At 73.5% G+C, this 24,124-nt stretch carries 19 protein-coding genes; 4 read left to right on the forward strand and 15 right to left on the reverse strand.

All coding sequences use genetic code 11. The features are described 5' to 3' along the window. Positions 1-13: 13 nt before the first annotated feature. From ENE75_RS14485 to ENE75_RS14520, 8 genes are all read right to left on the reverse strand, one after another. The gene (locus tag ENE75_RS14485; protein WP_128199024.1) at positions 14-712 is read right to left on the reverse strand and encodes a Crp/Fnr family transcriptional regulator; all 699 of its coding nucleotides are present in this window, start codon (positions 710-712) and stop codon (positions 14-16) included. Positions 713-784: 72 nt separating this feature from the next. Continuing rightward, positions 785-2,515, reverse strand: a complete 1,731-nt coding sequence (locus ENE75_RS14490) for a nitric oxide reductase activation protein NorD (RefSeq protein WP_128199025.1) — start codon at positions 2,513-2,515, stop codon at positions 785-787. Beyond that, on the reverse strand, positions 2,515-3,498 hold the full coding sequence (locus ENE75_RS14495) for a 4Fe-4S binding protein (RefSeq protein WP_233259088.1): 984 nt from the start codon (positions 3,496-3,498) through the stop codon (positions 2,515-2,517). The genes ENE75_RS14490 and ENE75_RS14495 overlap by 1 nt, the downstream gene beginning before the upstream one ends. Beyond that, positions 3,473-4,285 (reverse strand): CbbQ/NirQ/NorQ/GpvN family protein, encoded by an 813-nt coding sequence (locus tag ENE75_RS14500; RefSeq protein WP_128199026.1) that lies wholly within the window; start codon positions 4,283-4,285, stop codon positions 3,473-3,475. The genes ENE75_RS14495 and ENE75_RS14500 overlap by 26 nt, the downstream gene beginning before the upstream one ends. A gap of 15 nt (positions 4,286-4,300) precedes the next feature. Further along, positions 4,301-5,734, reverse strand: coding sequence for a cbb3-type cytochrome c oxidase subunit I (locus tag ENE75_RS14505; RefSeq protein WP_128199027.1), 1,434 nt, complete (start codon positions 5,732-5,734; stop codon positions 4,301-4,303). A gap of 13 nt (positions 5,735-5,747) precedes the next feature. Next, on the reverse strand, positions 5,748-6,188 hold the full coding sequence (locus ENE75_RS14510) for a c-type cytochrome (protein WP_128199028.1): 441 nt from the start codon (positions 6,186-6,188) through the stop codon (positions 5,748-5,750). A gap of 140 nt (positions 6,189-6,328) precedes the next feature. Then, positions 6,329-6,550, reverse strand: a complete 222-nt coding sequence (locus ENE75_RS14515) for a DUF2249 domain-containing protein (protein ID WP_158288955.1) — start codon at positions 6,548-6,550, stop codon at positions 6,329-6,331. 247 nt (positions 6,551-6,797) lie between these two features. Then, on the reverse strand, positions 6,798-7,712 hold the full coding sequence (locus tag ENE75_RS14520; RefSeq protein ID WP_128199030.1) for an aminotransferase class IV: 915 nt from the start codon (positions 7,710-7,712) through the stop codon (positions 6,798-6,800). A 42-nt stretch (positions 7,713-7,754) separates the two neighbouring features. Here ENE75_RS14520 and recC point away from each other — a divergent pair, with 42 nt between their 5' ends. The 3 genes from recC to recD are packed head-to-tail and all read left to right on the forward strand — an operon-like array spanning position 7,755 to position 16,625. Beyond that, positions 7,755-11,168 (forward strand): exodeoxyribonuclease V subunit gamma, encoded by a 3,414-nt coding sequence (gene recC, locus ENE75_RS14525; RefSeq protein WP_128199031.1) that lies wholly within the window; start codon positions 7,755-7,757, stop codon positions 11,166-11,168. Beyond that, positions 11,161-14,796, forward strand: a complete 3,636-nt coding sequence (gene recB, locus ENE75_RS14530; RefSeq protein WP_128199032.1) for an exodeoxyribonuclease V subunit beta — start codon at positions 11,161-11,163, stop codon at positions 14,794-14,796. The genes recC and recB overlap by 8 nt, the downstream gene beginning before the upstream one ends. Next, the gene (gene recD / locus ENE75_RS14535) at positions 14,793-16,625 is read left to right on the forward strand and encodes an exodeoxyribonuclease V subunit alpha (RefSeq protein WP_128199033.1); all 1,833 of its coding nucleotides are present in this window, start codon (positions 14,793-14,795) and stop codon (positions 16,623-16,625) included. The genes recB and recD overlap by 4 nt, the downstream gene beginning before the upstream one ends. 51 nt (positions 16,626-16,676) lie before the next feature. Here recD and ENE75_RS14540 read toward each other — a convergent pair whose 3' ends face one another. Next, a complete protein-coding gene (locus ENE75_RS14540) occupies positions 16,677-18,149 on the reverse strand; it encodes a sulfatase family protein (protein ID WP_128199034.1) in 1,473 nt (490 codons plus the stop codon). 51 nt (positions 18,150-18,200) lie between these two features. Further along, the gene (locus ENE75_RS14545; RefSeq protein ID WP_158288956.1) at positions 18,201-19,190 is read right to left on the reverse strand and encodes a Bug family tripartite tricarboxylate transporter substrate binding protein; all 990 of its coding nucleotides are present in this window, start codon (positions 19,188-19,190) and stop codon (positions 18,201-18,203) included. Positions 19,191-19,359: 169 nt separating this feature from the next. Between ENE75_RS14545 and ENE75_RS14550 the strand changes: the two genes are divergently transcribed. After that, positions 19,360-20,085, forward strand: coding sequence for a GntR family transcriptional regulator (locus ENE75_RS14550; RefSeq protein ID WP_158288957.1), 726 nt, complete (start codon positions 19,360-19,362; stop codon positions 20,083-20,085). Between the two features lie 33 nt (positions 20,086-20,118). On the opposite strand, the gene mobB is transcribed toward ENE75_RS14550, so the two are convergent. The 5 genes from mobB to ENE75_RS14575 all read right to left on the reverse strand — a co-directional run bounded on the left by mobB (position 20,119) and on the right by ENE75_RS14575 (position 24,076). Further along, on the reverse strand, positions 20,119-20,625 hold the full coding sequence (mobB, locus tag ENE75_RS14555) for a molybdopterin-guanine dinucleotide biosynthesis protein B (RefSeq protein WP_128199036.1): 507 nt from the start codon (positions 20,623-20,625) through the stop codon (positions 20,119-20,121). A 90-nt stretch (positions 20,626-20,715) separates the two neighbouring features. Further along, positions 20,716-21,624: a DMT family transporter gene (locus ENE75_RS14560; RefSeq protein WP_128199037.1), complete on the reverse strand. Its 909-nt coding sequence runs from the start codon at positions 21,622-21,624 to the stop codon at positions 20,716-20,718. A 115-nt stretch (positions 21,625-21,739) separates the two neighbouring features. After that, positions 21,740-22,243: a methylated-DNA--[protein]-cysteine S-methyltransferase gene (locus ENE75_RS14565; protein ID WP_128199038.1), complete on the reverse strand. Its 504-nt coding sequence runs from the start codon at positions 22,241-22,243 to the stop codon at positions 21,740-21,742. Further along, positions 22,240-23,697: a DNA-3-methyladenine glycosylase 2 family protein gene (locus tag ENE75_RS14570; RefSeq protein ID WP_128199039.1), complete on the reverse strand. Its 1,458-nt coding sequence runs from the start codon at positions 23,695-23,697 to the stop codon at positions 22,240-22,242. The genes ENE75_RS14565 and ENE75_RS14570 overlap by 4 nt, the downstream gene beginning before the upstream one ends. 73 nt (positions 23,698-23,770) lie before the next feature. Continuing rightward, a complete protein-coding gene (locus ENE75_RS14575) occupies positions 23,771-24,076 on the reverse strand; it encodes a hypothetical protein (protein ID WP_158288958.1) in 306 nt (101 codons plus the stop codon). Positions 24,077-24,124 lie beyond the last annotated feature (48 nt).

The raw sequence follows: 24,124 nt of genomic DNA on the forward strand, positions 1-24,124 counted from the left end.
TCGGGCTCCTTCGTCAGCCCGGGTAGGCTGCCAGCTTCGCCGGGTCGAGCAGGCGGATGTCCCGCTTGTCGACCTCGATCAGCCCGGCCTCCTCCAGCTCGCGCAGCACGCGCGAGAAGTACTCCGGCGTCAGCGACAGGCGCGAAGCCACGGTGGCCTTGCTGACCGGCAGGCTCACGGTGACCACCTCGCCGGTGGCGCAGTCCTCCACGCCCTGTTCGCGCAGCAGGTAGCCGATGACGCGCTGCACGCCGTTCTGCAACGCGTAGGCCTGCACGTCGTGCACCAGGCCGTGCAGGCGGCGCGACAGGCCGGCGAGCATGCGCAGCGCCAGGCGCCCGTCGCGCTGGATGCCGCTGAGGATGGTCTCGCGCGCCACCGACAGCAGCATCGAATTCGCCAGCACCTGCGCGTTCACCAGACACGGCCGGCCCAGGAAGACCAGGGCCTCGGCGAAGCTCTGGCCGGGCCCCACGAGCTCGATCACCTTCTCCTGGCCGCCCGGCGAGATCACGAACAGCTTCACCTGCCCCAGCACCACCACGTGGAAGTGCTCGCAGGGCTCGCCGACGCGGAAGACCATCTCGCCGCGTTCCAGGCGGCGCAGCGCGCAGCCGGCAGCGATGTGGTCGATCTGCTCGCCGTCCAGGTCGCCGAAGAGCGGCAGGCGGGTCAGGAAGCGCGGGATGTCGAAGCGGCTGGTGTCGAGCATGGCCCCGGCATGCTGCCGCGATGGCGGCGCAGACGCTTGATGCGCATCAAGCTGGCGCCGAACATCGCCGCTTCAGCGCGCCAGCCGCGCATGCAGCGTGGCCAGGCGCGTGGCCAGTTCCTCCGGCCGGCGCACGGCGGCCCAGCCGGCGTCGCCGAACAGGCGCGGCAGCGTGTCGCCGGCCTCGGCGTCGATGCTCAGCGCAAACGGCAGCAGGCCGGCCTGGCGCGCCTCCAGCACGGCCTGGCGGGTGTCCTCCAGGCCCCAGGCGCTGTCGTAGCCGTCCAGGTCGTGCGGCTTGCCGTCGGTCAGCAGCAGCAGCAGGCGCCGGCGTTCCGGCCGCTGCTGCAGCCGCCGCGTGCCCGCACGCAGCGCTGCGCCCATGCGCGTGTAGTAGCCCGGCTTGAGCGCGCCCAGGCGCGGCAGCACCGCCGGTCCCCAGCGCTGCGGGAACGGCTTGAGCGCGTGCAGGCGCAGCTGCCGGCGCAGCGAGCTGAAGCCGTAGACGGCAAACGGGTCGCCGCTGCCGGACAGCGCCTCGCCGAAGACGTAGAGGGCCTCGCGGATGACGTCGATCACGCGCCGGCGGTCGTTGACATGGGCGTCGGTGGACATCGACAGGTCGGCCAGCAGTAGCGTGGCGAGATCGCGGTCGCGGCGCATGCGGCGCTGCCAGACCGCGGCCTCGGTGCTGCGCGTGGCGGCCGCCGCCGCTCGGTGGCGCACCCAGGCGTCCAGGTCCAGGCGCTCGCCGGCGGGGCCGGGCGCGCTCCAGCGCAGCGCATCGCGCTGGCGTTCCAGCTGGCGGCGCACGCGCGCGGCGGTGGCACGCAGCGCCGGCTCCGGCGACCAGGGCCTGGGTTCGCGTGGCAGGTAGACCTGGGCCCGGACCCGGTCGACCCGCAGTGCACGGGTGCGCGGGTCCCACTCCGGCAGGGTTTCGCCGGCACCCAGGGGCCGGTCGTCGGCCGACGCCGACGGCAGGTCGAGGTCGAAGCGCCAGCGGGCCCGGGCGCCGCCGGCCGTCTGCTGCAGCGTCAGGGTCTCCAGTTCTTCTGCCGCGGTGGCGGCGCTGCCGTCGTCCTCGTCGTCCAGCGCCCGGTCCACGCGCAGCGGGTCGCCGAAGGTCAGCAGCGACTCGGTCTTCGAGGCCAGCAGCAGCGGCGTGCGCGATGCACCTTCACAGGCGCGCTGCGTGCGGCGGCGGGGCGATGGCGGCTGGGCGGCATGGCTGGCGTCCGCGGTTCGGTCCTCCTCGCCCGGGCCGGTGCCGTCGACGGCGGCGGCTGCGGGCACGGGCACGATCCAGGTCCAGGCCGGTGTCGCGTCCGCCGGCCTCGCACCGGGTGGCGGCAGCGGCACGCCCAGCGCAGCATGCAGCCGCGCGAACCGTGACACCAGGCCGGGAAAGCGCGCCAGCACGCGCGGGATGGCCTCGGTGTTGGCGCGCACCCAGGGCAGTCCCAGGTCGATCTGGCTGGCCAGTGCGGCCCACCAGCGGTAGAGGTCGGCGTTGCGTTCGGGGTCGTCGCACAGCGCCACCTGCGCCGGCAGCGCCAGCACGGCCGCGTCGAGCTGCGGCAGCGGCAGGCGCAGGCCGGTGCCCGCCACGCGCTGCCAGAAGCGGCGTTCGCCGCCGACGCGCATCGGTGCGGCCTCGGCCACGCGCTGCGTGCCGCCGCCGGCGTGCAGCATCAGCTCGACGGTGCGGCGGTGATCCGTCAGGCAGGCGGCACCCGGACGCGCTGGTTCGGCCCGCCCGGTGACCCAGCGGTGCCATTGCAGGCCGACCCATTCCTCCATCAACGGCTCCTGTCGTCGCGCCGCTGGCGCAGCGTCTCGCGCAGCGCGTCGACGCCGATGGTCCACTGCAGGTTGGGGCTGGCGCTGCGCCCGGCGTGCGACTGTTCGCACTGCGCCAGGCACTGCCCGCATTGCACGCAGCTGAACATCAGCCGCTTGACCTGGCGCGGGCGCAGCCGCATCGGGCAGGCCACCTCGCAGGCGTCGCCCGCGGGCGCGTCGGCGGTGGCACAGCCACGGCACTCGGCGGCACGGGCGCGGTCGAAGGCCATCACCAGCGCGCGCGGGTTGCTCATCCACGCCAGGCTCTGGAACAGGCCCACGGCGCAGCCGAAGCGGCAGAACAGGTGGCGCGCGAAGGCGAACTCCAGCGTGAAGACCACGCTGCCGATGGCCAGGAAGCGCGCCTGGTTGGGCGTGAGCGTGCCGCTGAGCAATCCGCCCCAGATCTCGCGCGGCGGCAGCAGGTAGGTCAGCAGCGTGATGGCCCACAGGAAGCCGAAGATGGCGCAGGCCAGCGCGAACAGCGGCCACCAGCGGCGCTGCGGCACGCGGCCGCCACGCGGCACGGGGTGGCGGTCCCAGACGCTGAGCTTGCCGCTGGCCCGGTGCAGCAGGTCGTTGAGGCCTTCCACCAGCGAGAAGTGCGGGCACAGCCAGCCGCAGTAGACCCGGCCGAAGCGGCGGGCGACGGCGAGAAAGGCCGCGACGAGTGCCACCGCCGGCAGGATGCCGCGCAGGAAGATCGACAGGGCCACCTGCGTGGCCGTGAGCTCGCCGCGCTGGAAGGCGGCGATGCCCAGCGTCCAGCGCTGGCCCCCGAACCACAGCTGCGCCTCGTGCAGGTCGAAGCGCAGCAGGTCCAGCGCCGGGGCGGCCAGGAAGAGGGCGAAGAAGCCCATCTGCAGCGCACGGCGGCGTCGCTGCAGCGCCGCATGGTCCAGCTCGAGCGTGGGTTCAGCCACCGTCGCCAAGCACGGCACGTTGCACCTCGTGCAGGGCGGCCAGGGTGCCGCAGTCGTCGGTCAGCGCCTGCAGCACGGCGTGATGGGCGGCGTCGCTCAACGCCATGCCGCCGGCCTGCAGCCGTGCGGCCATCACCAGCAGCCGCGTGCTGGCCGTCTCTTCCAGGTCGTGGTCGGTGAGCCGCCGAAGTGCCTGCGCCAGCGCCACCAGTTGCGCCGCCACCGCGTCGCCGCAGCCGCTCTCGCTGGCCACGATGCGCGCTTCCAGCGCCGGCGCGGGGTAGTCCAGCGTCAGCGCCACGAAGCGCTGGCGCGTGCTGGGCTTCAGGCCCTTGAGCAGGTTCTGGTAGCCCGGGTTGTAGCTGACCACCAGCATGAAGCCGGGCGCCGCGTCCAGCAGTTCGCCGGTGCGTTCCAGCGGCAGCTGCCGTCGGTCGTCGGCCAGCGGGTGCAGCACGACGGTGATGTCCTTGCGCGCCTCCACCACCTCGTCGAGGTAGAAGATCGCGCCCTGGCGCACGGCCTGGGTCAGCGGGCCGTCGCACCAGCGGGTGTCGCCGCCGACGATCAGGTGGCGGCCGGTGAGGTCGGCCGCGCCCAGGTCGTCGTGGCCGCTCACCGTGACCAGCGGGCGGCCCAGCCGCTGCGCCATGTGCTCCACCAGCCGCGTCTTGCCGCAGCCGGTGGGGCCCTTGAGCAGCAGCGGCAGGCGCGCCGCGTAGGCCTGGGCGAAGAGCTCGCACTCGCCGCCCTGCGCCAGGTAGGCACACGGGTCGCGCAGCGCGTCGGGCCGGGTGCGGTCCATCACGTCACCCGCCCGTCAGGCCCGCGCCAGCGTGGCCGGCGCGGCGGGGGCCTCATCCGTCGCCGGGCCGACGAAGAAGCTCCACAGGTACATCACCAGCCCGGCCAGGAAGCCCACACCGCCGGCCACGCGCACCCAGTAGAAGAAGCGCAGCTGGTCCTGCGTCTGCATGAAGCCCAGCGCACCTTCGGTGGGCGGGATGCGCTGCAGCCAGACCTGCAGGATGCCGGCGCCGGTGAGCGCCAGCACCATCACCGCCATGCCGATGGACATGACCCAGAAGCTCCACATCTCCACGCTCTGCGCGCGCCGCGGGTTGGCCTCGCGGCCGCGCAGGATGGGCATGGCGTAGCTGATCATCGCGATCACCACCAGCACGTAGGCGCCGTAGAAGGCCAGGTGCCCGTGCGCGGCCGTGACCTGGCTGCCGTGGGTGTAGTAGTTCACCGGGCTGAGCGTGTGGATGAAGCCCCACAGCCCGGCGCCCAGGAAGCCCATCACCGCGCAACCCACCGTCCACAGCACCGCGGCCTGGTTGGGGTGCTCACGCTTGCGCCGCTGCACCATGTTGAAGGCGAACAGGGTCATCATGAAGAACGGGATCGGCTCCAGCGCGCTGAACACGCTGCCCACCCACTGCCAGTAGCCCGGCAGGCCGATGAAGTAGAAGTGGTGGCCGGTGCCCAGGATGCCGGTGACCAGGGCGAAGGTGATGATCAGGTACAGCCACTTGTCGATCACCTCGCGGTCGACGCCGGTGGTCTTGATCAGCAGGTAGGCCAGCAGGCTGCCCAGGATCAGCTCCCACACGCCTTCCACCCACAGGTGGACGACGAACCACCAGTACATCTTGTCGCGCACCAGGTTGCTCGGGTTGACGAAGCTGAACAGGAACAGCAGCGCCAGGCCCCACAGGCCGGTCAGCAGCACCAGGCTGATGGCCGTCTTGCGGCCCTTGAGCACCGTGAGGCTGATGTTGTAGAGGAAGCCCAGCGCCACCACCACGATGCCCAGCTTGGTGGGCAGCGGCTGTTCCAGGAACTCGCGGCCCATGGTGGCGAGCCAGTCGTTGCCGGTGGCCGCGGCCAGCGTGGCGTAGGGCACCAGCAGGTAGCCCAGGATGGTCAATGCGCCGGCACCCAGGAAGATCCAGAACAGCGCCTGGGCCAGGGCCGGGCTGTGCAGTTCGGTTTCGGACTCCTCCGGGATCAGGTAGTAGGCGCTGCCCATGAAGCCCATCAGCAGCCACACGATGAGCAGGTTGGTGTGCACCATGCGGGCGATGTTGAAGGGGATGGCGGGGAAGAACAGGTCGCCGATCAGGTACTGCAGCCCGAGCGTGATGCCGAAGACGATCTGGCCGACGAACAGGGCCAGGGCGCCGATGAAGTAGAGGCGGGCCACCTGCTGCGAGGCGTAGCGCGGCCCGACGCTTGTGGTCGTGGTCATGTCATGTGCTCCTTCAGCCTTCCGCGTTCGGCGGCCAGTTCTCGGTGTTGACCTTGCTCGTCCACTTCAGGAACTGCACCAGGTCGTCGAGCTGCTGCTCGCTGAGGTGGAACTGCGGCATCTGCCGCCGCCCCGGTGCGCCGGTGGGCTGCGCCTGCATCCAGGCCTTGATGAAGGCCTCGCCGCCGGCGTCACCGCCACGGCGCACGTAGACGTTGCCCAGCTCCGGTGCGAAGTACGCGCCTTCGCCCAGCAGCGTGTGGCAGCCGATGCAGTTGCGCGTTTCCCAGATGTGCTTGCCGCGCGCGACGGCGGGGGTGATCTGTGCGGCGTTGGAACGCTCGGGCACGCGGCCCTCGGTGTCGAAGATCAGGACCGCGAAGACGAACACGAAGAACAGCGTGCCGCCGTAGAAGATGTTGCGCGCGGCCTGGCTGGTGAAGCCTCGGCTCATGGTGCCTCCTGCAAGGGGTCGATGACGATGCACAGGAGGCTAGGGACCGCTGTCGCGCGCGTCCTTGAACCGGTTCAAGAATTTTCCGAGTGAGTCGCTCGGGTACTGCATCGGCACGCGCCCGATGGACGCCCACCGGTTCAGCGGCGGGCCACCTGCACCACCCACCGGTCCGGGCCGCAGCGCAGGTAATCCCAACTGGCCTGGCCCGGACGGTCCCGGTCGCAGCGGTAGTAGAGGGGGGCGGGGTCGGCGCTGGCGCTGAACGTGAACACCTCGCCCGGGTTCAGGCCATCGAGCGCGGCGAGCAGGGAGCTCACGCGCTGCGCTGGCGGCAAGGCCGCCAGGTCGATGTTCAGCAAGGGGGCGCCTTCTGGCCGCATGCCACCAGTCTGGGCACCCGACGATGGGGTGTCCTTGAACCGGTTCAAGAACGACGCGGGCGACTCAGAGGGTGAGAGGTCATCCAGCGTGCCCGAGCAGACGCGCCAAGCGATCCGAATCTAGGCGCAAAGCGCAGCCATGGCTCGGGCTATGGCGAGCATTTGCAACGACGAGTCGGGCCGTTTGGCGCGGATGAGCGGGCGTGCGGGATTGGCTCTCACCCTCTCAGGCCGGCAGGCCCACCGCGGCCGCGTACAGGGCCGCGGCGCGCTGCGTCAGTGGCCCTGGCAGGCCGCCGCCGATGGTGCGCCCGTCCACCCGCACCACCGGGGTCACGCCGCCCAGCGTGCCGGTGACGAAGGCCTCGTCGGCGGCGTAGACCTGGGCCAGCGTGAAGTCGCACTCGCGCGCCGGCAGCCCCGTGGCGCGCCAGGCCGCCAGCACGCTGGCCTGGGTGATGCCCTTGAAGTTGTAGGCACCCGTACTGGTCCACAACTCGCCGCCGCGCACGATGAAGAAGTTGGTGCTGTTGCAACTGGCCACGAAGCCGCGCGGGTCCAGCATCAGCGCCTCGTCGGCGCCGGCCTGGATGGCCTGCAGCAGGGCCTGGATCAGGTTGAGCCGGCTGTGCGAATTCAGCCGCAGGTCGAAGACGTCGGGCCCGCTGGTGCGGAAGGTGGACGTGAACAGCGCCAGGCCCTGCGCCTTGCTCTCCGGCCGCGGCGTCTTGTACTCGGCGACGATGACCACGGTGGCGCCGCCGACGATGAAGCGGGGGTCCTGGTTGACGGTGGACTTGACGCCGCGCGTGACCATCAACCGCAGGTGGGCGCCGTCGGTCATGCCGTTGGCGGCCAGCGTGGCGTGCAGGGCGGCGGTGAGTTCGGCGCGCGTGAGGCCGATGTCCAGCGCGATGCTGCGCGCGCCTTCGAAGAGCCGGTCCAGGTGCGCCTCCAGGCTGATCAGCTGGCCGCCCGCCAGCCGCAGACCTTCCCACACGCCGTCACCCAGCGCGAAACCGGCGTCGAACACCGACACCATGGCCTGGGCGCGCGGCACCAGCTGGCCGTTGAGCCAGACCAGCACGTGCTGATTGCGGGGGTCGGCCACATAGCCCTGGGCGCTGCGCGAGGTGTCCATGGGCCGGGACTGTAGCCGCGGCCCGCCCCTTATCCTGTGCACATGACGAGCGAGGCGCCGCGTCCCGGCCTGGTGATCCTGCAAGGCAACCGCCTGGAGCGGCTGGCCGAGGCCGTGTTCGCGTGGCAGGCGCGTCAGCCGCTGCCGCCGCTGCAGGCGGAAACCTTCCTGGTGCAGAGCCACGGCATGGGCGAGTGGGTGAAGATCGCGCTCGCGCAGCAGCAGGGCATCTGCGCTGCCACATGCGTGGAGCTGCCGGCGCGCTTCTTCTGGCGAGCCTGGCGCGCGGTGCTGGGGCGCGCGGCCGTGCCGGCGTCACTGCCGCTGGACGAACTGCCGCTGACCTGGCGGCTGATGCAGTCGCTGCCCGGCTGGGCGGCCGACGACCCGGTGCTTGCCCCCGTGGCCGGTTTCCTGGGTGCCAGCCACGACCCGGCGCGCCGCCTGCAGCTGGCCCAGCGCCTGGCCGACCTGTTCGACCAGTACCAGGTCTACCGGCCCGAATGGCTGGACGCCTGGGCCGCGGGCCAGGACCACCTCGGGTCCCGGCCCGTGCCCGAGGACCAGTGCTGGCAGCCGGCGCTGTGGCGGCTCCTGGTCGCCGGCCTGCCGCCCGGTGCCGTGGAGGCCACGCGCGGCCGGCTGCAGGCGCGCTTCACGGCGGCGCTGGCGCAGGGCGGCCCGTTCCCCGGCCTGCCGCCACGCGTGGTGCTCTTCGGGAGCACCCACCTGCCGCATGGCGTGCTGCAGATGCTCGAAGCCCTGGCGCAGCAGGTGCAGGTGCTGCTGGCCGTGCCCGACCCCTGCCGCTACCACTGGGCCGACATCGTCGACGGCCGCGAGCTGCAGCGTGCCGCACGCCGCCGCGCGCTGCGCGACGGGCGTGACCTCGCCACCGTGCCGCTGGCGCAGATGCACCTGCACGGCCACCCGCTGCTGGCCGCCTGGGGCCGCCAGGCGCGCGACTTCGTGCGCTCGCTCGACGCCTTCGAAGGGGCCGACCAGCGCGTCGAGCTCTACGACGACGAGCCAGCCACCACGATGCTTGCGCGTGTGCAGGCCGCCATCCGCGATCTGCAGCCGCCGGCCGAGACCGACCGCACGCCGCCGCCGGCCGACGACCGCAGCATCGTCTTCCACGTCGCGCACGGCCCGCAGCGCGAGGTGGAGATCCTGCACGACCAGCTGCTGCACCTGCTGGCGCACCCGCCGGCTGGCACGCCGCTGGCACCGCGCGACATCGTCGTCATGGTGCCCGACATCGAGACCTTCGCCCCCGCCATCCGCGCCGTCTTCGGCCAGCACGGGCGTGGCGATGCGCGGCACATCCCCTGGGGGCTCACCGACCGGCCCGACCGCGGCCACGCGCCGTTGCTGGTGGCGCTGGAGTGGGTGCTGGGCCTGCCGCAGCAGCGCGCCGGCGCCAGCGATCTGCTGGGCCTGCTGGAGGTGCCCGCGGTGGCGCGCCGCTTCGGCCTGGACGCGGCCGACCTACCCACGCTGGCGGCCTGGGTGGACGGTGCCGGCATCCGCTGGGGACTGGACGCCGCACAGCGCGACCAGCTCGGCCTGGGCGCGGCCGGCGAGGCCAATACCGCCGCCTTCGGCCTGCGCCGCATGCTGCTGGGCTACGCCGCCGGCGACGGCCCGGCCTTCGGCGACATCGAGCCCTATGCCGAGGTGGCCGGGCTGGAGGCCGGGCTGGCCGGCACGCTGGCCGCGCTGCTCGAAGTGCTCGGCACGTGGTGGCGCGAAGCCGCCCGGCCTGCCACGCCCGAGGTCTGGGCGGCGCGCTGCCGGCGCCTGTTGCCGGCCCTGTTCGAGGCTGCCGACGACGGCGACCGCGCTTTGGTCGCGGCGCTGGACCAGGCGCTGACGCACTGGCTGCAGGCCACCGAGACCGCCGGTTTCGACGCCGAGCTGCCGCTGCCCGTGCTGCGCGAGGCCTGGCTGGGCGCGCTCGACGCGCCCGGCGGCGGCCAGCGCTTCCGCGCCGGCGGCGTCACCTTCTGCACCCTGCTGCCGCTGCGCGCCATCCCGTTCGAGGTCGTGTGCCTGCTGGGCATGAACGACGGCGACTACCCGCGCCGCGCGCCGCGCAACGACTTCGACCTGATGGCGCTGCCCGGGCAGGCGCGGCCGGGCGACCGCTCGCGCCGCGACGACGACCGCCAGCTGATGCTGGACGCCCTGCTGTCGGCGCGCCGCGTGCTGTACGTGTCATGGACCGGCCGCAGCGTGCGCGACAACCAGGCCCTGCCGCCGTCGGTGCTGGTGGCGCAGCTGCGCGACCACCTTGCCGCCGTGTGGGGCGACGAAGTGGTCGAGGAACGCACCACCGAACACCCGTTGCAGCCTTTCAGCCGCCGGTACTTCGAGCCCGGTGGCGCCCTGTTCACCTACGCCCGCGAATGGCGGGCCGCGCACGAGGCACTGCCCGACGAAGCGCCGGCCGCCACGGCGCCACGCGACGAGGGCGCGGCACGGCTGACCCTGGTCGACCTCGCCGCCTTCGTCCGGAACCCGGTGCAGGCCTGGTGCCGCCACCGGCTGCAGCTGCAGTTCCCGCCGCAGGACGCCGCGGCCGAGGACGACGAACCCTTCGGCGACGACGGCCTGGAGCGCTGGGGCCTGGGCGACGCGGTGCTGCGGGCCGTGCAGGCGGGGCCCGGCCACGACGACCCGGCCGTGGCCGTGGCCGCGGCGGTGGCACGGCTGGGCCGTGCCGGTGAGCTGCCGCTGGCCGGGCCGGGCCGCTGGGCGCAGGACCAGTGGGTGCAGACCCTGGCGCCGGCGGTGCGAGCCTGGCAGGCGGCGACGGCCGACCGGCCGCTGCACGAGACCCCCTGGGCCGTGCACCTGGCGCCCACCGACGCCCCTGCGCTCGACGACGCGCTGCCCGGTCTGCGCCGCGGCGCCGACGGCAGCGACGGCACCGACGGCCCATGGACCTGGGTGGTGCTGCAGGCCACTCGCCTGGGCGACGGCAGCAAGGACCTGCGCGGCGACAAGCTCGTCCTGGCCTGGCTCCAGGCCCTGGCCTGCGCCGCCGCCGGCGTGCCGGCCACCGGCATCGTGATCGCGCCCGACGTGCAGGTGGTGCTGCAGGCCCCGCCGCAGGACGAGGCGGAGCAGGTGCTGGAGGCGCTGCTGCGCTGCTGGGGCGCGGTGATGGCGTCCGACGAACCCTGGCCCACCGCCGTGCGCACCGGCCTGGCCTGGTTGGACGACCCGGGCGACCCGGGCACCGCGGCCAAGGTCTACGACGGTGGCGAACAGCAGCGCGGCGAAGGCGAGGAACCCTGCCTCGCACGCCTGGTTCCAGACTTCGAGACACTGCAGGCGTCGCCACGCTTCGCGGCCATCACCGAGCAGCTGTACGAACCGCTGCGCCACGCGCTGGCCACGTGGGTGACCTGGGCGCCGCTCGGCGCCGAGGGGGTGGGTGATGACTGAGTCCGTCGCGGCCACCGCGCTCGACCCGCTGACCCTGCCGCTGGAAGGCAGCCGGCTGATCGAGGCCAGTGCCGGCACCGGCAAGACCTGGACCATCGCCGCCCTGGTGCTGCGCCTGGTGCTGGGCCATGGCACGCCGGCGCGCAGCGTCGACCAGATCCTGGTCATGACCTTCACGCGGGCGGCCACCCGCGAGCTGGGCGACCGCATCCGCGCCCGACTGGCGCAGGCGGCCGCCGTCTTCCGCGGCGAAGCCGGTCCGGGCGACGATGCCTTGCTGCAGGGCCTGCTGGCGGCTTTTCCCGAGGGCGACGCGCGCACGCAGGCCGCCTGGCGCCTGGCCGTGGCCGCCGACGCCATGGACGAGGCGGCGGTGCACACCATCGACGCCTGGTGCCAGCGCATGCTGCGCGAGCACGCCTTCGACAGCGGCAGCCTGTTCGACGAAGAACTGCAGGCCGACGAGGCCGCGCTGCGCGACACCGCGGTGCGCGACGTCTGGCGGCAGCAGGTCTATCCGCTGCAGGGCGATGCGCTGGGCGCGGTGCTGGGGCGCTGGCCCTCGCCGGCGGCGCTGGCGCAGGCGATCCGGCCGTTGTGGGACGGCGAGCTGCCGGCGGGCGTGGCCACCGGCGCGCTGGCCGACGCCGTGGACCGAGCGCTGGCCGGCATGCAGGCGCTCAAGGCCGGTTGGGCCGAGCGTGCCGAGGCCATGCTGGCCTGGCTGCGCGGGCAGTGGGCGCGCAAGGACTGCCCGTTCAACAAGGCCCGCCTGGGCGAGAAGCACACGCCGGGGTGGCTGATAGCCCTGAAGGACTGGGCCGGGTCACCTGGACTCGACCGGCCCGGTCTCAGCGATGCGGCCCGCCTTCGCCTCACGGATGCCGGGGCGCGCGACGCGCTCAAGGCCGGCTGCACCGTCGACCTGCCGCCCGAGTTCACCGCCTTCGCCGACCTGATGGCGGCGCTCCAGGCCTGGCCGGATCCGACCAATGCCCTGCGCGTGAACGCCGCCGCGCTGGCGCGCCAGCGCCTGGCGCAGCTCAAGGCGGCCACCGGCACCTTCGGCTTCGCCGACCTGCTGCAGCGCCTGGACGACGCGCTGGACGAGGCCCGCCACGGCGAGCGAGCCCTTCGCCTGCGCGAGCGCATCGTGGCGCAGTACCCGGTGGCGCTGATCGACGAGTTCCAGGACACCTCGCCGGTGCAGCTGTCGGTGTTCGACCGCCTCTACGACATCGCGCGCGACGACCCCGCCACGACGCTGCTGCTGATCGGCGACCCCAAGCAGGCCATCTACGCCTTCCGCGGTGCCGACATCCAGAGCTACCTGCGCGCTCGCCGGGCCACCGCCGGGCGCCACCACGTGCTGGGCACCAACCACCGCTCGGCCGCCGCGCTGGTGGACGCGGTGAACACGCTGTTCCAGCGCGCCGAGACGCGGCCCGGGGCCGGCGCTTTCGGCTTCGGCGACGCGCTGCCCTTCGAGCCGGTGCGCGCCCGGGGTCGGGCCGAGCGCCTGGTGGACGCCACCGGGCCGCTGCCTGCCGTCACCTGGGTGGCCGATGCCACGCCGCGCCTGGCGGGCGAGCACCAGCCGCTGTTCGCCGCGCTGGCGGCAGAACGCATCGTGGCCCTGCTCAACGACCCGCAGACCGGGTTCCTGCACGAAGACGATGCTTTCCGGCGCCTTCGCCCGGCCGACATCGCGGTGCTCGTGCGCACCGGCCGCGAAGCGCAGACCGTGCGCCAGGCGCTGCGCCGGCGCGGGCTGGCGTCGGTCTACCTGTCGGACCGCGACTCCGTCTTCGCCACGCCCGAGGCCGCCGATCTGCTGCGCCTGCTGCAGGCCGTGGCCGCCCCCCGCGACATCCGCCTGGCGCGCGCCGCGCTGGCCACCGCCTTGCTGGCGCGCACGCTGCCGGAGCTGCGCGCCCTGGCCGACGACGACGCGCGCTTCGACCGCGCTGCCGAGACGCTGCAGGCGCTGCAGCCCGTCTGGCGCCAGCAGGGGGTGCTGGCCATGCTGCGCCGCGCGTTGCACGCCTTCGACCTGCCGGCGCGCTGGCTGGCGGCGGAAGACGTGGCCGGTGAACGGCGCCTGACCAACGTGCTGCACCTGGCCGAGCTGCTGCAGGCCGCCGCCGGCACGCTGGAGGGCGAGCCGGCGCTGATCCGCTGGCTGGCGCAGCAGATCGACGGTGACGAGGCCGGCGGCGACGAGCGCGTGCTGCGCCTGGAGAGCGACGCCGACCTGGTGCAGGTGGTCACCATCCACAAGAGCAAGGGCCTGGAGTACCCGCTGGTCTTTCTGCCCTTCGTGGCCCAGTGCCGGCCGCGCGACGGGCGCGAGCAGCTGCTGTGGGCGCCGCTGCCCGACGGCGGCCGACGCCTGCTGACCGACCCCACGCCCGACGACTGGGCACAGGCCGACGCCGACCGCCTGCGCGAGGACCTGCGCCTGCTCTACGTGGCGCTGACGCGGGCGCGCCACGCGCTGTGGGTGGGCATGGCCGCCGCGGCCACGGGCAAGGCGCGCACGCCGCTGTGGCCCCGCAGCGCCGCCGGGCAGCTGCTGTGCGGCCCGGGCGCCGAGGCCTTCGGCCCGGCGCTGGACGCGCTGGCCGGCCCCGCGGTCGACGTCCAGTGGCTGCCGCCCGCGGAGACGCCACCGCTGCCCCCGGTGACCCGCCGCCGCGTGCAGGACGCCGATACGCCCCTGGCGCCGGCCCCGCGCTACAGCGTCCAGTTCGACCGCGACTGGGCCATCGCCAGCTACTCGGCCCTGGTGCGCGATGCTGGCCGTGGTGTCGTGGCCGGCGTGGCGCAGGAAACGCCTGCGGCACCGCTGCTGCGCGAGGACGAGCCCGTGGACGCCGCCGCGGTGCCGCGGGGCGCCGACCAGCCGTGGCACCGCTTCCCCCGCGGCGCCTTCGCCGGCAACTTCCTGCACGACCAGCTCGAATGGCTGGCGGGCGAGGGCTTTGCGCTCGACGGATCGGCCGACCTGCGCCAGACCCTGCTGCGCCGCTGCGAGCGCCAGGGCTGGGGCCACCGGGCCGACGACGTGCTCGCCTGGCTGCAGCAGGTCTGCGCCACACCGCTGCCGCCGCTGGGCGTGCCACTGTCTGGCTTGGAGGCGGTGTGGCCGGAGATGGAGTTCTGGCTGCCCAGCGATGGCCTGGACGCCGGCCGCATCGACGCCCTGTGCCGCGCGCACCTGTGGCCCGGTGCACCGCGGCCCGCGCTGCCGCCGCGCCGGCTGAGGGGCCTGCTGATGGGCTTTGCCGACCTGGTGATCGAACATGGCGGCCGCTACTGGGTGCTGGACCACAAGAGCAATGCGCTGGGCGGGCGCGACGCCGACTACACCGCCGACGCCCTGCAGGCGGCGATGTGCGACCACCGCTACGACGTGCAGGCCGCGCTGTACCTGCTGGCGCTGCACCGGCTGCTGCGCGCGCGTCTGGGCGCGGCCTATGTGCCGGCCCGGCACCTGGGCGGCGCGGTCTACCTCTTCCTGCGCGGGGTGCAGGGCCCGGCGGCCGGTTGCTGCACGGTGGCGGCGCCGGTGGCGCTGGTGCAGGCGCTGGACGCGCTGATCGCGCCGGTGGAGGCGGCCTCGTGACCGCCGCTGCCTCGCTCGCCGACCTGGCGGCCTGGCAGGCCGCCGGCTGGCTGCGCCCGCTGGACGTGGCGCTGGCGCGCTTCCTGCACGACACCGCGCCCACGGCCCCGCCCGACCTGCTGCTGGCCGCGGCGCTGCTGTCGCGCCTGGAGTCGGCGGGCCACAGCGCGCTGCCGCTGGACGACCTGCCCGGCACCGCCGCCGAACTGCTGGACTGGCCGGCCGAGGCCTTGAACGCCCTGTCGCAGGCGCTGGCCACCCGGCCGCTGCAGCCGCAGGCCTGGGCCGGCTGTGCGGCGGTCGAGGCCGACCCGCCCGACGACGAGGGCGGAACGCCCCTGGTGCTGGCCAATGACCGGCTGGCGCTGCGCCGCCACTGGCGCGACGAAGGTGACATCGCGCGGCAGTTGCGGGCCCGGGCCGCTGCGTCTCTTCCTGTGGACGAGGCGCAGGCCACCGCGTGGCTGGGCCGCCTGTTCCCGCCGCGCGCCGACGGGGATGTCGACTGGCAGCGCCGTGCCGGCGAGGTGGCACTGCGCGGCCGCTTCACGCTGGTCACCGGTGGGCCGGGCACCGGCAAGACCTGGACGGCGGCGCGGCTGCTGGTGCTGCTGCAGGCGCTGCGCGGCCGTGGTGGGCCCGATGGCCCCCCCGCGCCCTGGCTGCGGGTGGGCCTGGCGGCACCCACCGGCAAGGCGGCGGCGCGGCTGAAGCAGTCCATCCAGCAGGCGCTGCAGGGCCTGCGCCCGGCGCTCGGGCCGCTGGCCGGCGAGGCGCTGGACCCGTGGGCCGACGCGCTGCCGCCGGCGCGCACGCTGCATGCGCTGCTGGGCCCTCGGCCGGGCACGCGGCGCTTCCGCCACGACGCGACGAACCCGCTGCCGCTGGACCTGCTGATCGTGGACGAGGCGTCGATGGTGCACCTGGCCCTGATGGCGCGGCTGCTGGACGCGCTGCCGTCCACCGCGCGCCTGGTGCTGCTGGGCGACCCCGATCAGCTGGCCTCGGTGGAAGCCGGCGCGGTGCTGGCCGACCTGTGCGCCGCCCCGGTGCTGGTGCCGCGCACGGTGGCGCTGCGCGAGAGCCGACGCTTCCAGGGCGCCATCGGCGCGCTGGCGCAGGCCATGCACGGGGGCGACGGCGCAGCCGCGCTGGCGGCCCTGCGGGGCGATGCGTCCGGCGCGCTGGCGCTGCAGTCCCCGCGCGACGCGACGGCCGTGCTGCCGCTGGCGGTGCAGGGCTACCGGCCGATGCTGCAGGCACTGCAGGGCCCGGGCACGCCGGCCGAGCGCGCCCGGGCCGCGCTGCAGGCCTTCGAGGCTTTTCGCCTGCTGTGCGCGCTGCGCGAGGGGCCGTGGGGGGTGGACGGGCTCAACGGCGCCGTCGAACGTGCGCTTGCCGATGCCGGCCTGCTGCGCCGCAGCGGCGAGTGGTACACCGGCCGACCGGTGATGCTGTCGCGCAACCAGCCGGCGCTGGGCCTGTTCAACGGCGACATCGGCCTGGTGCTGCCCGCGGACGACGGCACGCCGCGCGCCTGGTTCGCCGAGGGCGAGGCCCTGCATGCGGTGGCCGTGGGCCGTCTCGAGCAGGTGCAGACCGCGTTCGCGATGACGGTGCACAAGAGCCAGGGCTCGGAGTTCGGCCACGTGGCCCTGGTGCTGCCCCCGGAGGACGGGCCGCTGCTGACGCGCGAACTGGTCTACACCGGGCTGACGCGGGCGCGCGAGCGGTTCACGCTGGTGGCGCCGCAACCGGCGCTGCTGGCACGGGCCGTGGCGCGGCGCACGCGGCGGGAAGGTGGCCTGCGGGCACGCCTGGCGCCTTGAGCGCTGGCGCATCACCCGCCACGCTGGCCGAGTCGGCCAGTGCAGAGGGGCTCAGGCTCGCAGCGCGCCCTGCGGCTTGCGGCCGGGCTTGCGGCCGGCCTGCAGCGTGCCGCGCAGGTACCAGGTCATCGTCTCGCGCTGCAGCCGCTCGCGCAGCGTGCGATGCGCGTCGTCGTCCCAGAGGTTGCGGGTCTCGCCCGGGTCGGCGGTCAGGTCGTAGAGCTCGCCGAAATCGTCATCCAGGTACATCACCAGCTTCCACTGCGTGCAGCGGCGCATGATGATGAACTCGCTGCCGGTCTGGATGTGGTCGCGGGCGAGTTCACTGTAGACCACGTCGCGCACCGGTGCCGCCTTGTCGTCCTTCAGGCGCGGCCAGAGAGAGCGAGCCTCGAAATCCGGCGGCACTGGCAGCCCTGCGGCCTCGAGGATGGTGGGCGCCACGTCGAACAGCTGCACCAGGTCGGGCAGCTTCTGCTGGCGCACCGGCAGGTTGCGCGACCACACCACCAGCGGCACCTGCACCACCGTGTCGTACATCGTCCACTTCTGGATGTGGCCGTAGTCGCCCAGTGCGTCGGCGTGGTCGGAGGTGAAGATGACCAGTGCGTTGTCCAGGTAGCCGCGGGCGTCCAGCGCCGCCATGATGCGGCCCACCTGCTCGTCGATCATCGTGACGTTGGCGGCGTAGTGCCGCCGCAAGTTGTCGATCTCCGCCGGTGTCGCATCGGTGCGCCAGGCGATGGAGTCGATCTCCATGCGGCACATGTTCTCGCGCAGGCGCTGCTGCGCGGCGGGCAGCGATTCCGGGCCGCCCACGCTTTCCAGCGCCGGCGGCATGGCCACGCCCTCGTAGCGGGCCAGCGCCTCCGGCGTGGGGTCGTACGGCGGATGCGGGCCCGGGAAGCCGATCTGCAGGAACAGCGGGTCGGTGTTCTTGCGGTCGCCGATCCACCAGCAGGCCGTGTCGCCGATGAAGTGGTCGGGGTGCATGTCGTCGTCGAGCGCCCAGGGGAAGACGCCGAGCGCGCGCTGGAAGCCTTCAGGGTCGTCGCGGAAGCGCGTGTAGCGCGTGGGCTTCTCCAGCTTGCGGGCGCGCAGCGCCTTGTCCCATTCGTCGTAGAAGGCGCGGTCGCGCTCCTCCAGGAACAGCGGCCGGTCCTTGTTCTCCATCGGCAGCCGCTGATGGAAGCCGCCCAGCGCGTCGTACGGGTTGATGTGCATCTTGCCGATGCTCATGCAGTGGTAGCCGGCATTGGCCAGGGAAGAGACCCAGGTCGGCTGCCAGGGCTGGAAGTTGCTGAACACCTGGCAGCCGTGCGGGTACTTGCCGGTGAACAGGCCGGCTCGTGCGCCCACGCACACCGGCGAGGTGACCACACAGTGCTCGAAGGCCGTACCCTCCTGCACCAGACGGTCCAGGTGCGGGGTCTGCATCCAGTGCGCGCCCATCGCCGCGATCGTGTCGGCGCGCTGCTGGTCGGTCATGATCAGAATGATGTTGGGCAGGCCGGCGGTGGACATCGACGGGTGACTCCTGGGCGGGGCGGATCTGGCGGTGGTCGGCAGGGGTGATCAGCGGGCAGTGATGCCCGCGGCCTGGATGACCCGGCTCCACTTGCCGAGCTCGGCCGCCTGGAAGGCCGCGAACTCGCTCGGGCCGGCCACGGTGACCTGGTCGCCCAGGCTCGCGAGCTTCTCGTGGATGGCCGCCGAGCCCATGGCGCGGGCGACGGCATCGGCCAGCTTGTCGACCAGGGCCTTGGGCGTGCCGGCCGGTGCGAAGACGCCGAACCAGGGCTCGGCCACGACGTCGATGCCCCGCTCGTTCAGCGTGGGCAGGTCGGGAAACAGCGGCGAGCGCGCACCGCCGGTGGTGGCCAGCGCGCGCAGCTTGCCGGCCTTGATCTGAGAGAGCACGACCGGGATGTGGTTGAGCGAGTAGTTCACCTCGCCGGACAGCAGGGCCACCGTGGCCTGGCCGCCGCCCTTGTAGGGGACGTGGGTGGTCTTCAGGCCGGTCTGCTGCTTGAGCAGCTCGACGGCCAGGTGCGGGTAGGTGCCCACGCCGTTGGACGCGTAGTTCAGCGTGTTGCCACCTTCGGTGGCGACGCGCTTGAAGTCGTCGAAGGTCTGGATCGGCGACGACGCGTTGACCACCAGCACCAGCGGGCCCGAGGACACCTGCGACACGGCCACGAAGTCCTTCACCGGGTCGTAGCGCAGCTGGCTGAAGATCGACGGCGCGAAGGCATGCGTGGCGGCGCCGCCCATCAGCAGCGTGAGGCCGTCCGACGCGGCGCCGGCCACGTGCTGCGCGCCCACGGTGCCGCCGGCGCCGACACGGTTCTCGACGACCACGGTGCCGGGCAGTGCGGCCTGCAGGCCATCGGCCAGCATGCGGCCGATGATGTCCACGACGCCGGCCGGCGGGAAGGGCACGACCAGCTTGACGATCTGGTTGCCGGGCCAGGCCTGGGCGTGGGCCGGGCCAGCGAGACCCCAGGATCCGAGCGCGACGGCTGAGCAGGCGGCCTGGAGGACGGTTCGACGGTTCGTGGTCATGCGGGTCTCCTGGAGGTGCCGTCGCGCCGGGTCGGCAGGCGGCTGTGTGTCTATCTGTCTAAGATTGGACAGATTGGATCGGGTCATGCACGCAGGTTTTCCCTCGGTCCGGTGCGATAACCTCGTGGTCCGTCGACCGAACGGCCGCCCACCGGCCCGCACCCACGCCATGCTCAAGGCAGGATCCAGCCCGCTGTACCGGCAGGTCGCCGACGTCATCCGCCAGCGCATCGCCAAGGGCCTGTGGGACGTCGGCAGCCAGATCCCGTCGTTCGACGCGCTGGCGGCCGAGTTCAAGGTGGGGTTGATCACCGTGCGGCAGGCGGTTCTGCTGCTGTCGCAGGAGGGCCTGGTGCAGTCGCAGCGCGGGCGCGGCACGCACGTGATGGCGCGGCCGCCGGTGCATCCGCGCGTGCGCATCGAGACCTCGCTGGCCGGGCTGGCGGAGGTGTATCGCACGCGGCCGCCGAAGCTGAAGCTGCTGGAGGAAGGCAGCGCGATGCCGGTGCTCGGTGCCGGCGAGGGCCGGCCCGCGCCGGCCTACCACTACATCCGGCGTGTGCACGTGCGCCAGCAGCAGCCCAACTCGGTCATTGCGCTGTGGCTCGACGAGCGCATCTTCCGCCTGGCGCCGCAGCGTTTCCGCCGCGAGCTGATCATCCCGCCGCTGCTGGACCTGGCCGGCGGGCAGATCGCCAAGGCCACGCAGACACTGACCGTCAGCGCCGCCGGCCCGATGGCCGCGCAGGCCCTGGCCATCTCCGAAGGTGCGCCGGTGGCCGAGGTGCGCCGCGTGGTGTGCGACGCCGAGGGCACGGTGATCTACGTCTGCGACCTGGTCTACCGCAGCGACTACATCCAGTGGGAGATCGACCTGCTGGGGCCGAAGGGCTGAGCGATCGCGTCAGGTGAGGCGTCAGTCCGCGGCTCACACCACCGTGGCTGCTTTCTCCAACGCCAGATCGGCCAGCGCCCCGGTGTCGGCCAGATCCAGCCACGGACAACCCGTGTGTCCCGGGGGCGCCGGCGTGTCGCTGGCCACGGCCACGATGCCGGGCCAATGCGGCCACAGCATGGGCTGGCCCACTGCTGCACGCCAGACCTCCAGCTTCGGGAAGTCGCCGGCCTTGAAGCCCTCCACCAGCGCCAGGTCGCAGGCCTGCAGGCGGCTGAGCAGGTAGGACAGCGGCGGCTCGTCGTCGCCGCGCAGCTCGTGCATCAGCGCCCAGCGGCCCTGGCCCATCAGCAGCACCTCCTGGCAGCCGGCCTCGCGCAGGCGGTAGCTGTCCTTGCCCGGGCGGTCGATCTCGATGGCCTTGTGGCTGTGCTTGATCAGCGACACGCGGAGACCGCGCTGCACGTAGTGCGACACCAGCCGCTCCAGCAGCGTGGTCTTGCCCATGCCGGAGCGCCCGGCAATGCCGAATACCTTCATCGTCGTCTGTCCTCGCCCACCATGCGGGCATGCTCGATCTGAACCGCCGGCGCCTGTTCCGCGGCGGCGACATGCGGAACGTCTCCGACATCAGCGTCGCGGTGGCGCCAGGTGGCCACCACGCGGCCAGCGCAGCAACCCGGTCGCGATGGCCGTGCCCAGCAGGATCACCGCACCGCCGGCCGCCATGCCCCAGGTGAGCGGCTCGCCCAGCACCACCCAGCCCCAGGCCACGGCGAACAGCGGGATCAGGAAGGTCACGCTGCTTGCGCCGGCCGGGCCGATGCGGGCGATCAGGCGGAAATACAGCACGTAGGCCACGCCGCTGCAGACCACGGCCAGCAGCGCCGCGGCTGTCCATGCGCCGGCGGACGGCGTGGTCGTCGGCCACCACCACCAGGCCGGCCCGGCCACGATCAGCGCGGCCGACAACTGGCTGCCCGCGGCCAGCGCCATCGGCGGCACGCCCGTGAGGCGGCGCTTGGCGAAGTTCGCCGCCACGCCGTAGCACAGCGCCGCGCCGATGCAGGCCGCGATGGCCAGCGCCGGGCTGATGCCGTGCTCGCCCGGCTGCAGGCTGGCCTTGCCCGCGGCCAGGGCCAGCACGCCGGCAAAGCCCAGGGCCAGGCCCAGCGCACGCGCCGGCGCCGGCCGGTCGTGCAGCCAGGCCCAGGCCACCAGCGCCGTCCACAGCGGTGTCGTGGCGTTGAAGATCGCCGACAGGCCGGCGTTGATGGCCAGCGCCGCCAGCGTGAACAGGACGAACGGCAGGGCCGAGTTCAACAGCCCGACGACGGCGATCGGCCCCGCATGGCGGCGCAGCGCACCGAGCTGGCCCTGCCAGGCCAGCAGCGGCAGCAGCACCGCCGCGGCCAGCCCCACGCGCACGGCCACCAGCGCCACCGCACCGAACTCCGGCGCGGCCATGCGCATGAACAGGAACGACGCGCCCCAGATGGCGGCCAGCAGCAGCAGCTCGACGGCGTCGCGCGGCCTCACGGGAACGCCTCCGGGCTGCGCCCTCCGGAATTCGCCTTGGGGCGGCCCGGCGGCTTCACTGGGGAACCTCCGGGCTGCGCCCTCCGGCATTCGCCCTTGGGGCGGCCCGGCGGTCTCATGCCGACGCCAGCCAGTCGGCCTGCGCGGCTTCGTGGCGCAGCAGCGCCGCCTTGCGCTCGACGCCCGCGGCGTAGCCGGTGAGCGTGCCGTTGGCGCCGATGACGCGGTGGCACGGCACGATCAGACCCACCGGGTTGGCGCCGTTGGCCGCGCCCACGGCGCGCACCGCCGCGGGCCTGCCGATCTGGCGCGCAATGTCGGCGTAGCTGCAGGTGCGGCCGGGGGCGATGGTGGTCAGCGCCTGCCAGACGGCGCGCTGGAACGGCGTGCCCTGCAGGTCCAGCGGCACGCCGAAGCGCTGCCGTGGATCCTGCCAGTACGCAGCCAGTTCGCGGGCGGCCTGGCGCAGCCAGGGCTGGGCAGGGTCCTCGGGCAGGCCATCCAGCGGTGGGGCATCGAACCACAGCAGGGCCAGGCCCTTCGTCGTGGCCGCGGCGGTCAGCGGCCCCAGGGGCGAGGCCAGGGTGGTGCGGGCGATCAGGCCTTCGGGCAGTCTCATGCGGGGGTCTCCAGGGTCTGCCACAGCGCGATCACGGCGTAGCCGCGCCAGGGCTGCCAGGCCTCGGCCAGGCGGGTCGCGGCGGTGGCATCGCGGGCGCCGAGCGCGGGTTGCAGCGCGTTGAGCAGGCCGATGTCGGTGGCGGGAAAGGCATCCGGCCAGCCCAGCACCCGCAATGCGATCAGCTGGGTGGTCCACTCGCCCACCCCGGGCAGGGCACGCAGCGCGTCCATCGTCGGTTGCAGCGGGGCGCCGGGGTGCAGGTCCAGGCGGCCGGCCGCCACCTCGGCCGCCAGCGCCTGCAGAGCGCGCACGCGCTGGCGCACGATGCCCAGGCGACCGATGTCGGCCGGGTCGGCGGCGGCCAGCGTGGCGGCGTCGGGGAACAGCCGGTCCAGGCCTGCAAACGGCGTCTGCACCGGCGTGCCGAAGGCGGCCACCAGGCGTTGGGCCAGAGTGCGCGCGGCCTTCACCGTCACCTGTTGACCCAGGATGACGCGCACCGCCGTTTCGAAGCCGTCGAAGCTGCCGGGCAGGCGCAGCCCGGGCGGTGACGATTGCGGCAGCGTCGCCAGCACCGGGTCGATGCGCGCCGGGTCGGCGTCGAGGTCGAAGGCATGGCGCACGCGTTCCAGCAGCCCACCCAGCGCCGGCGCCAGCGACGGCGATGGCTCCAGCCACAACTCGTACCGCTCGGGCACCAGTCGGCAGGCCAGCCAGCCGGCCACCGGGCCGCGGGGGCTGGGCAGGCGCAGCGTGCGCCGCAGCACGAGGCCGTCCACGGCCTCCACGCCTGGCAGCGCGCGCTGGGCGTGGAAGCGCAGCAGGCCCGTCACGTCGCAGGGCGGCCGCCAGGCCAGCCGCAGCGGCTCGCCGCTGCGCGGTGCCGCACCTTCGCGCCGCAACCGCGTCGGTGGCATGCGGTAGCGCTGCGCGAAGGCGGCATTGAAGCGGCGCAGGCTGCCGAAGCCGCTGGCCAGCGCCACCTGTGCCACCGGCTCGTCGGTGTCGGTGAGCAGCCGCTTGGCCAGCAGCAGGCGCTGCGTGGTCTCGTAGTCCTGCGGGCCCACCCCATGGGCGGCCGTGAAGATGCGGCGCAGGTGGCGGTCGGTGACGCCCAGCCTGGCGGCCACGGCGGCGATGGACACCGACTCGCCCGCGTGCACGCCATGCTCGATGGCGCGGGCGGCGGCGTCGGCCAGTGCGGCCGAGGAATCCATGGCCGACAGGCCGGGCGCGATCTCCGGCCGGCACTTCAGACAGGGCCGGAAGGCCTGTGCCTCGGCCTGGGCGGCGCTGGCGAAGAAGCGGCAGTTCTCGCGCCGCGGCGTGCGCACCCGGCACACCGGGCGGCAGTAGATGCCGGTGGACGTGACGCCGACGAACAGCCGGCCGTCGAAGCGCGCATCGCGCGCCTTCAGGGCGAGGTAGGCCGCGTCGGGATCGGGGAGCATGCGGGCATCGTAGCCCGCGGTGGCGATGTCGCTCGCCGTTTCCGGACCTGTGGTCCGGCGCCGATCGAAGGCCTCAGCCCCGCGGCGGTTTGGCGCCGTCGTCGGCGATCTCGCGGACCTCGATGTCCACCACCTCGTCGCTGGGCGGGCGGCCCGAGGCCGGACGCCAGGTGCGTGCCGTGCCACGCCGCCACTCGAAGCGCACCGGCCCCGGCTTACGGCCGCGCAACACCGACCACAGCAACGCGCCGGCCGCCACGACCAACCCGAGCAGCAGGGCGCCGACCATCAGCACGATGCCGAAGAACGCGAACACGATGCCCAGCAGGGCACCCAGGAAACCCGGGCCGGAGCGGGTGAGGCCGGCAGAGGATGGCATGGTCATGTTCCGATATGGAGACGCGGCGGGCAGGATGGTTCCCTGGCC

Origin of the sequence: Rubrivivax albus (genome assembly GCF_004016515.1) — a bacterium.
In the GTDB taxonomy this organism is placed as follows: Bacteria; Pseudomonadota; Gammaproteobacteria; order Burkholderiales; family Burkholderiaceae_C; genus Rubrivivax; species Rubrivivax albus.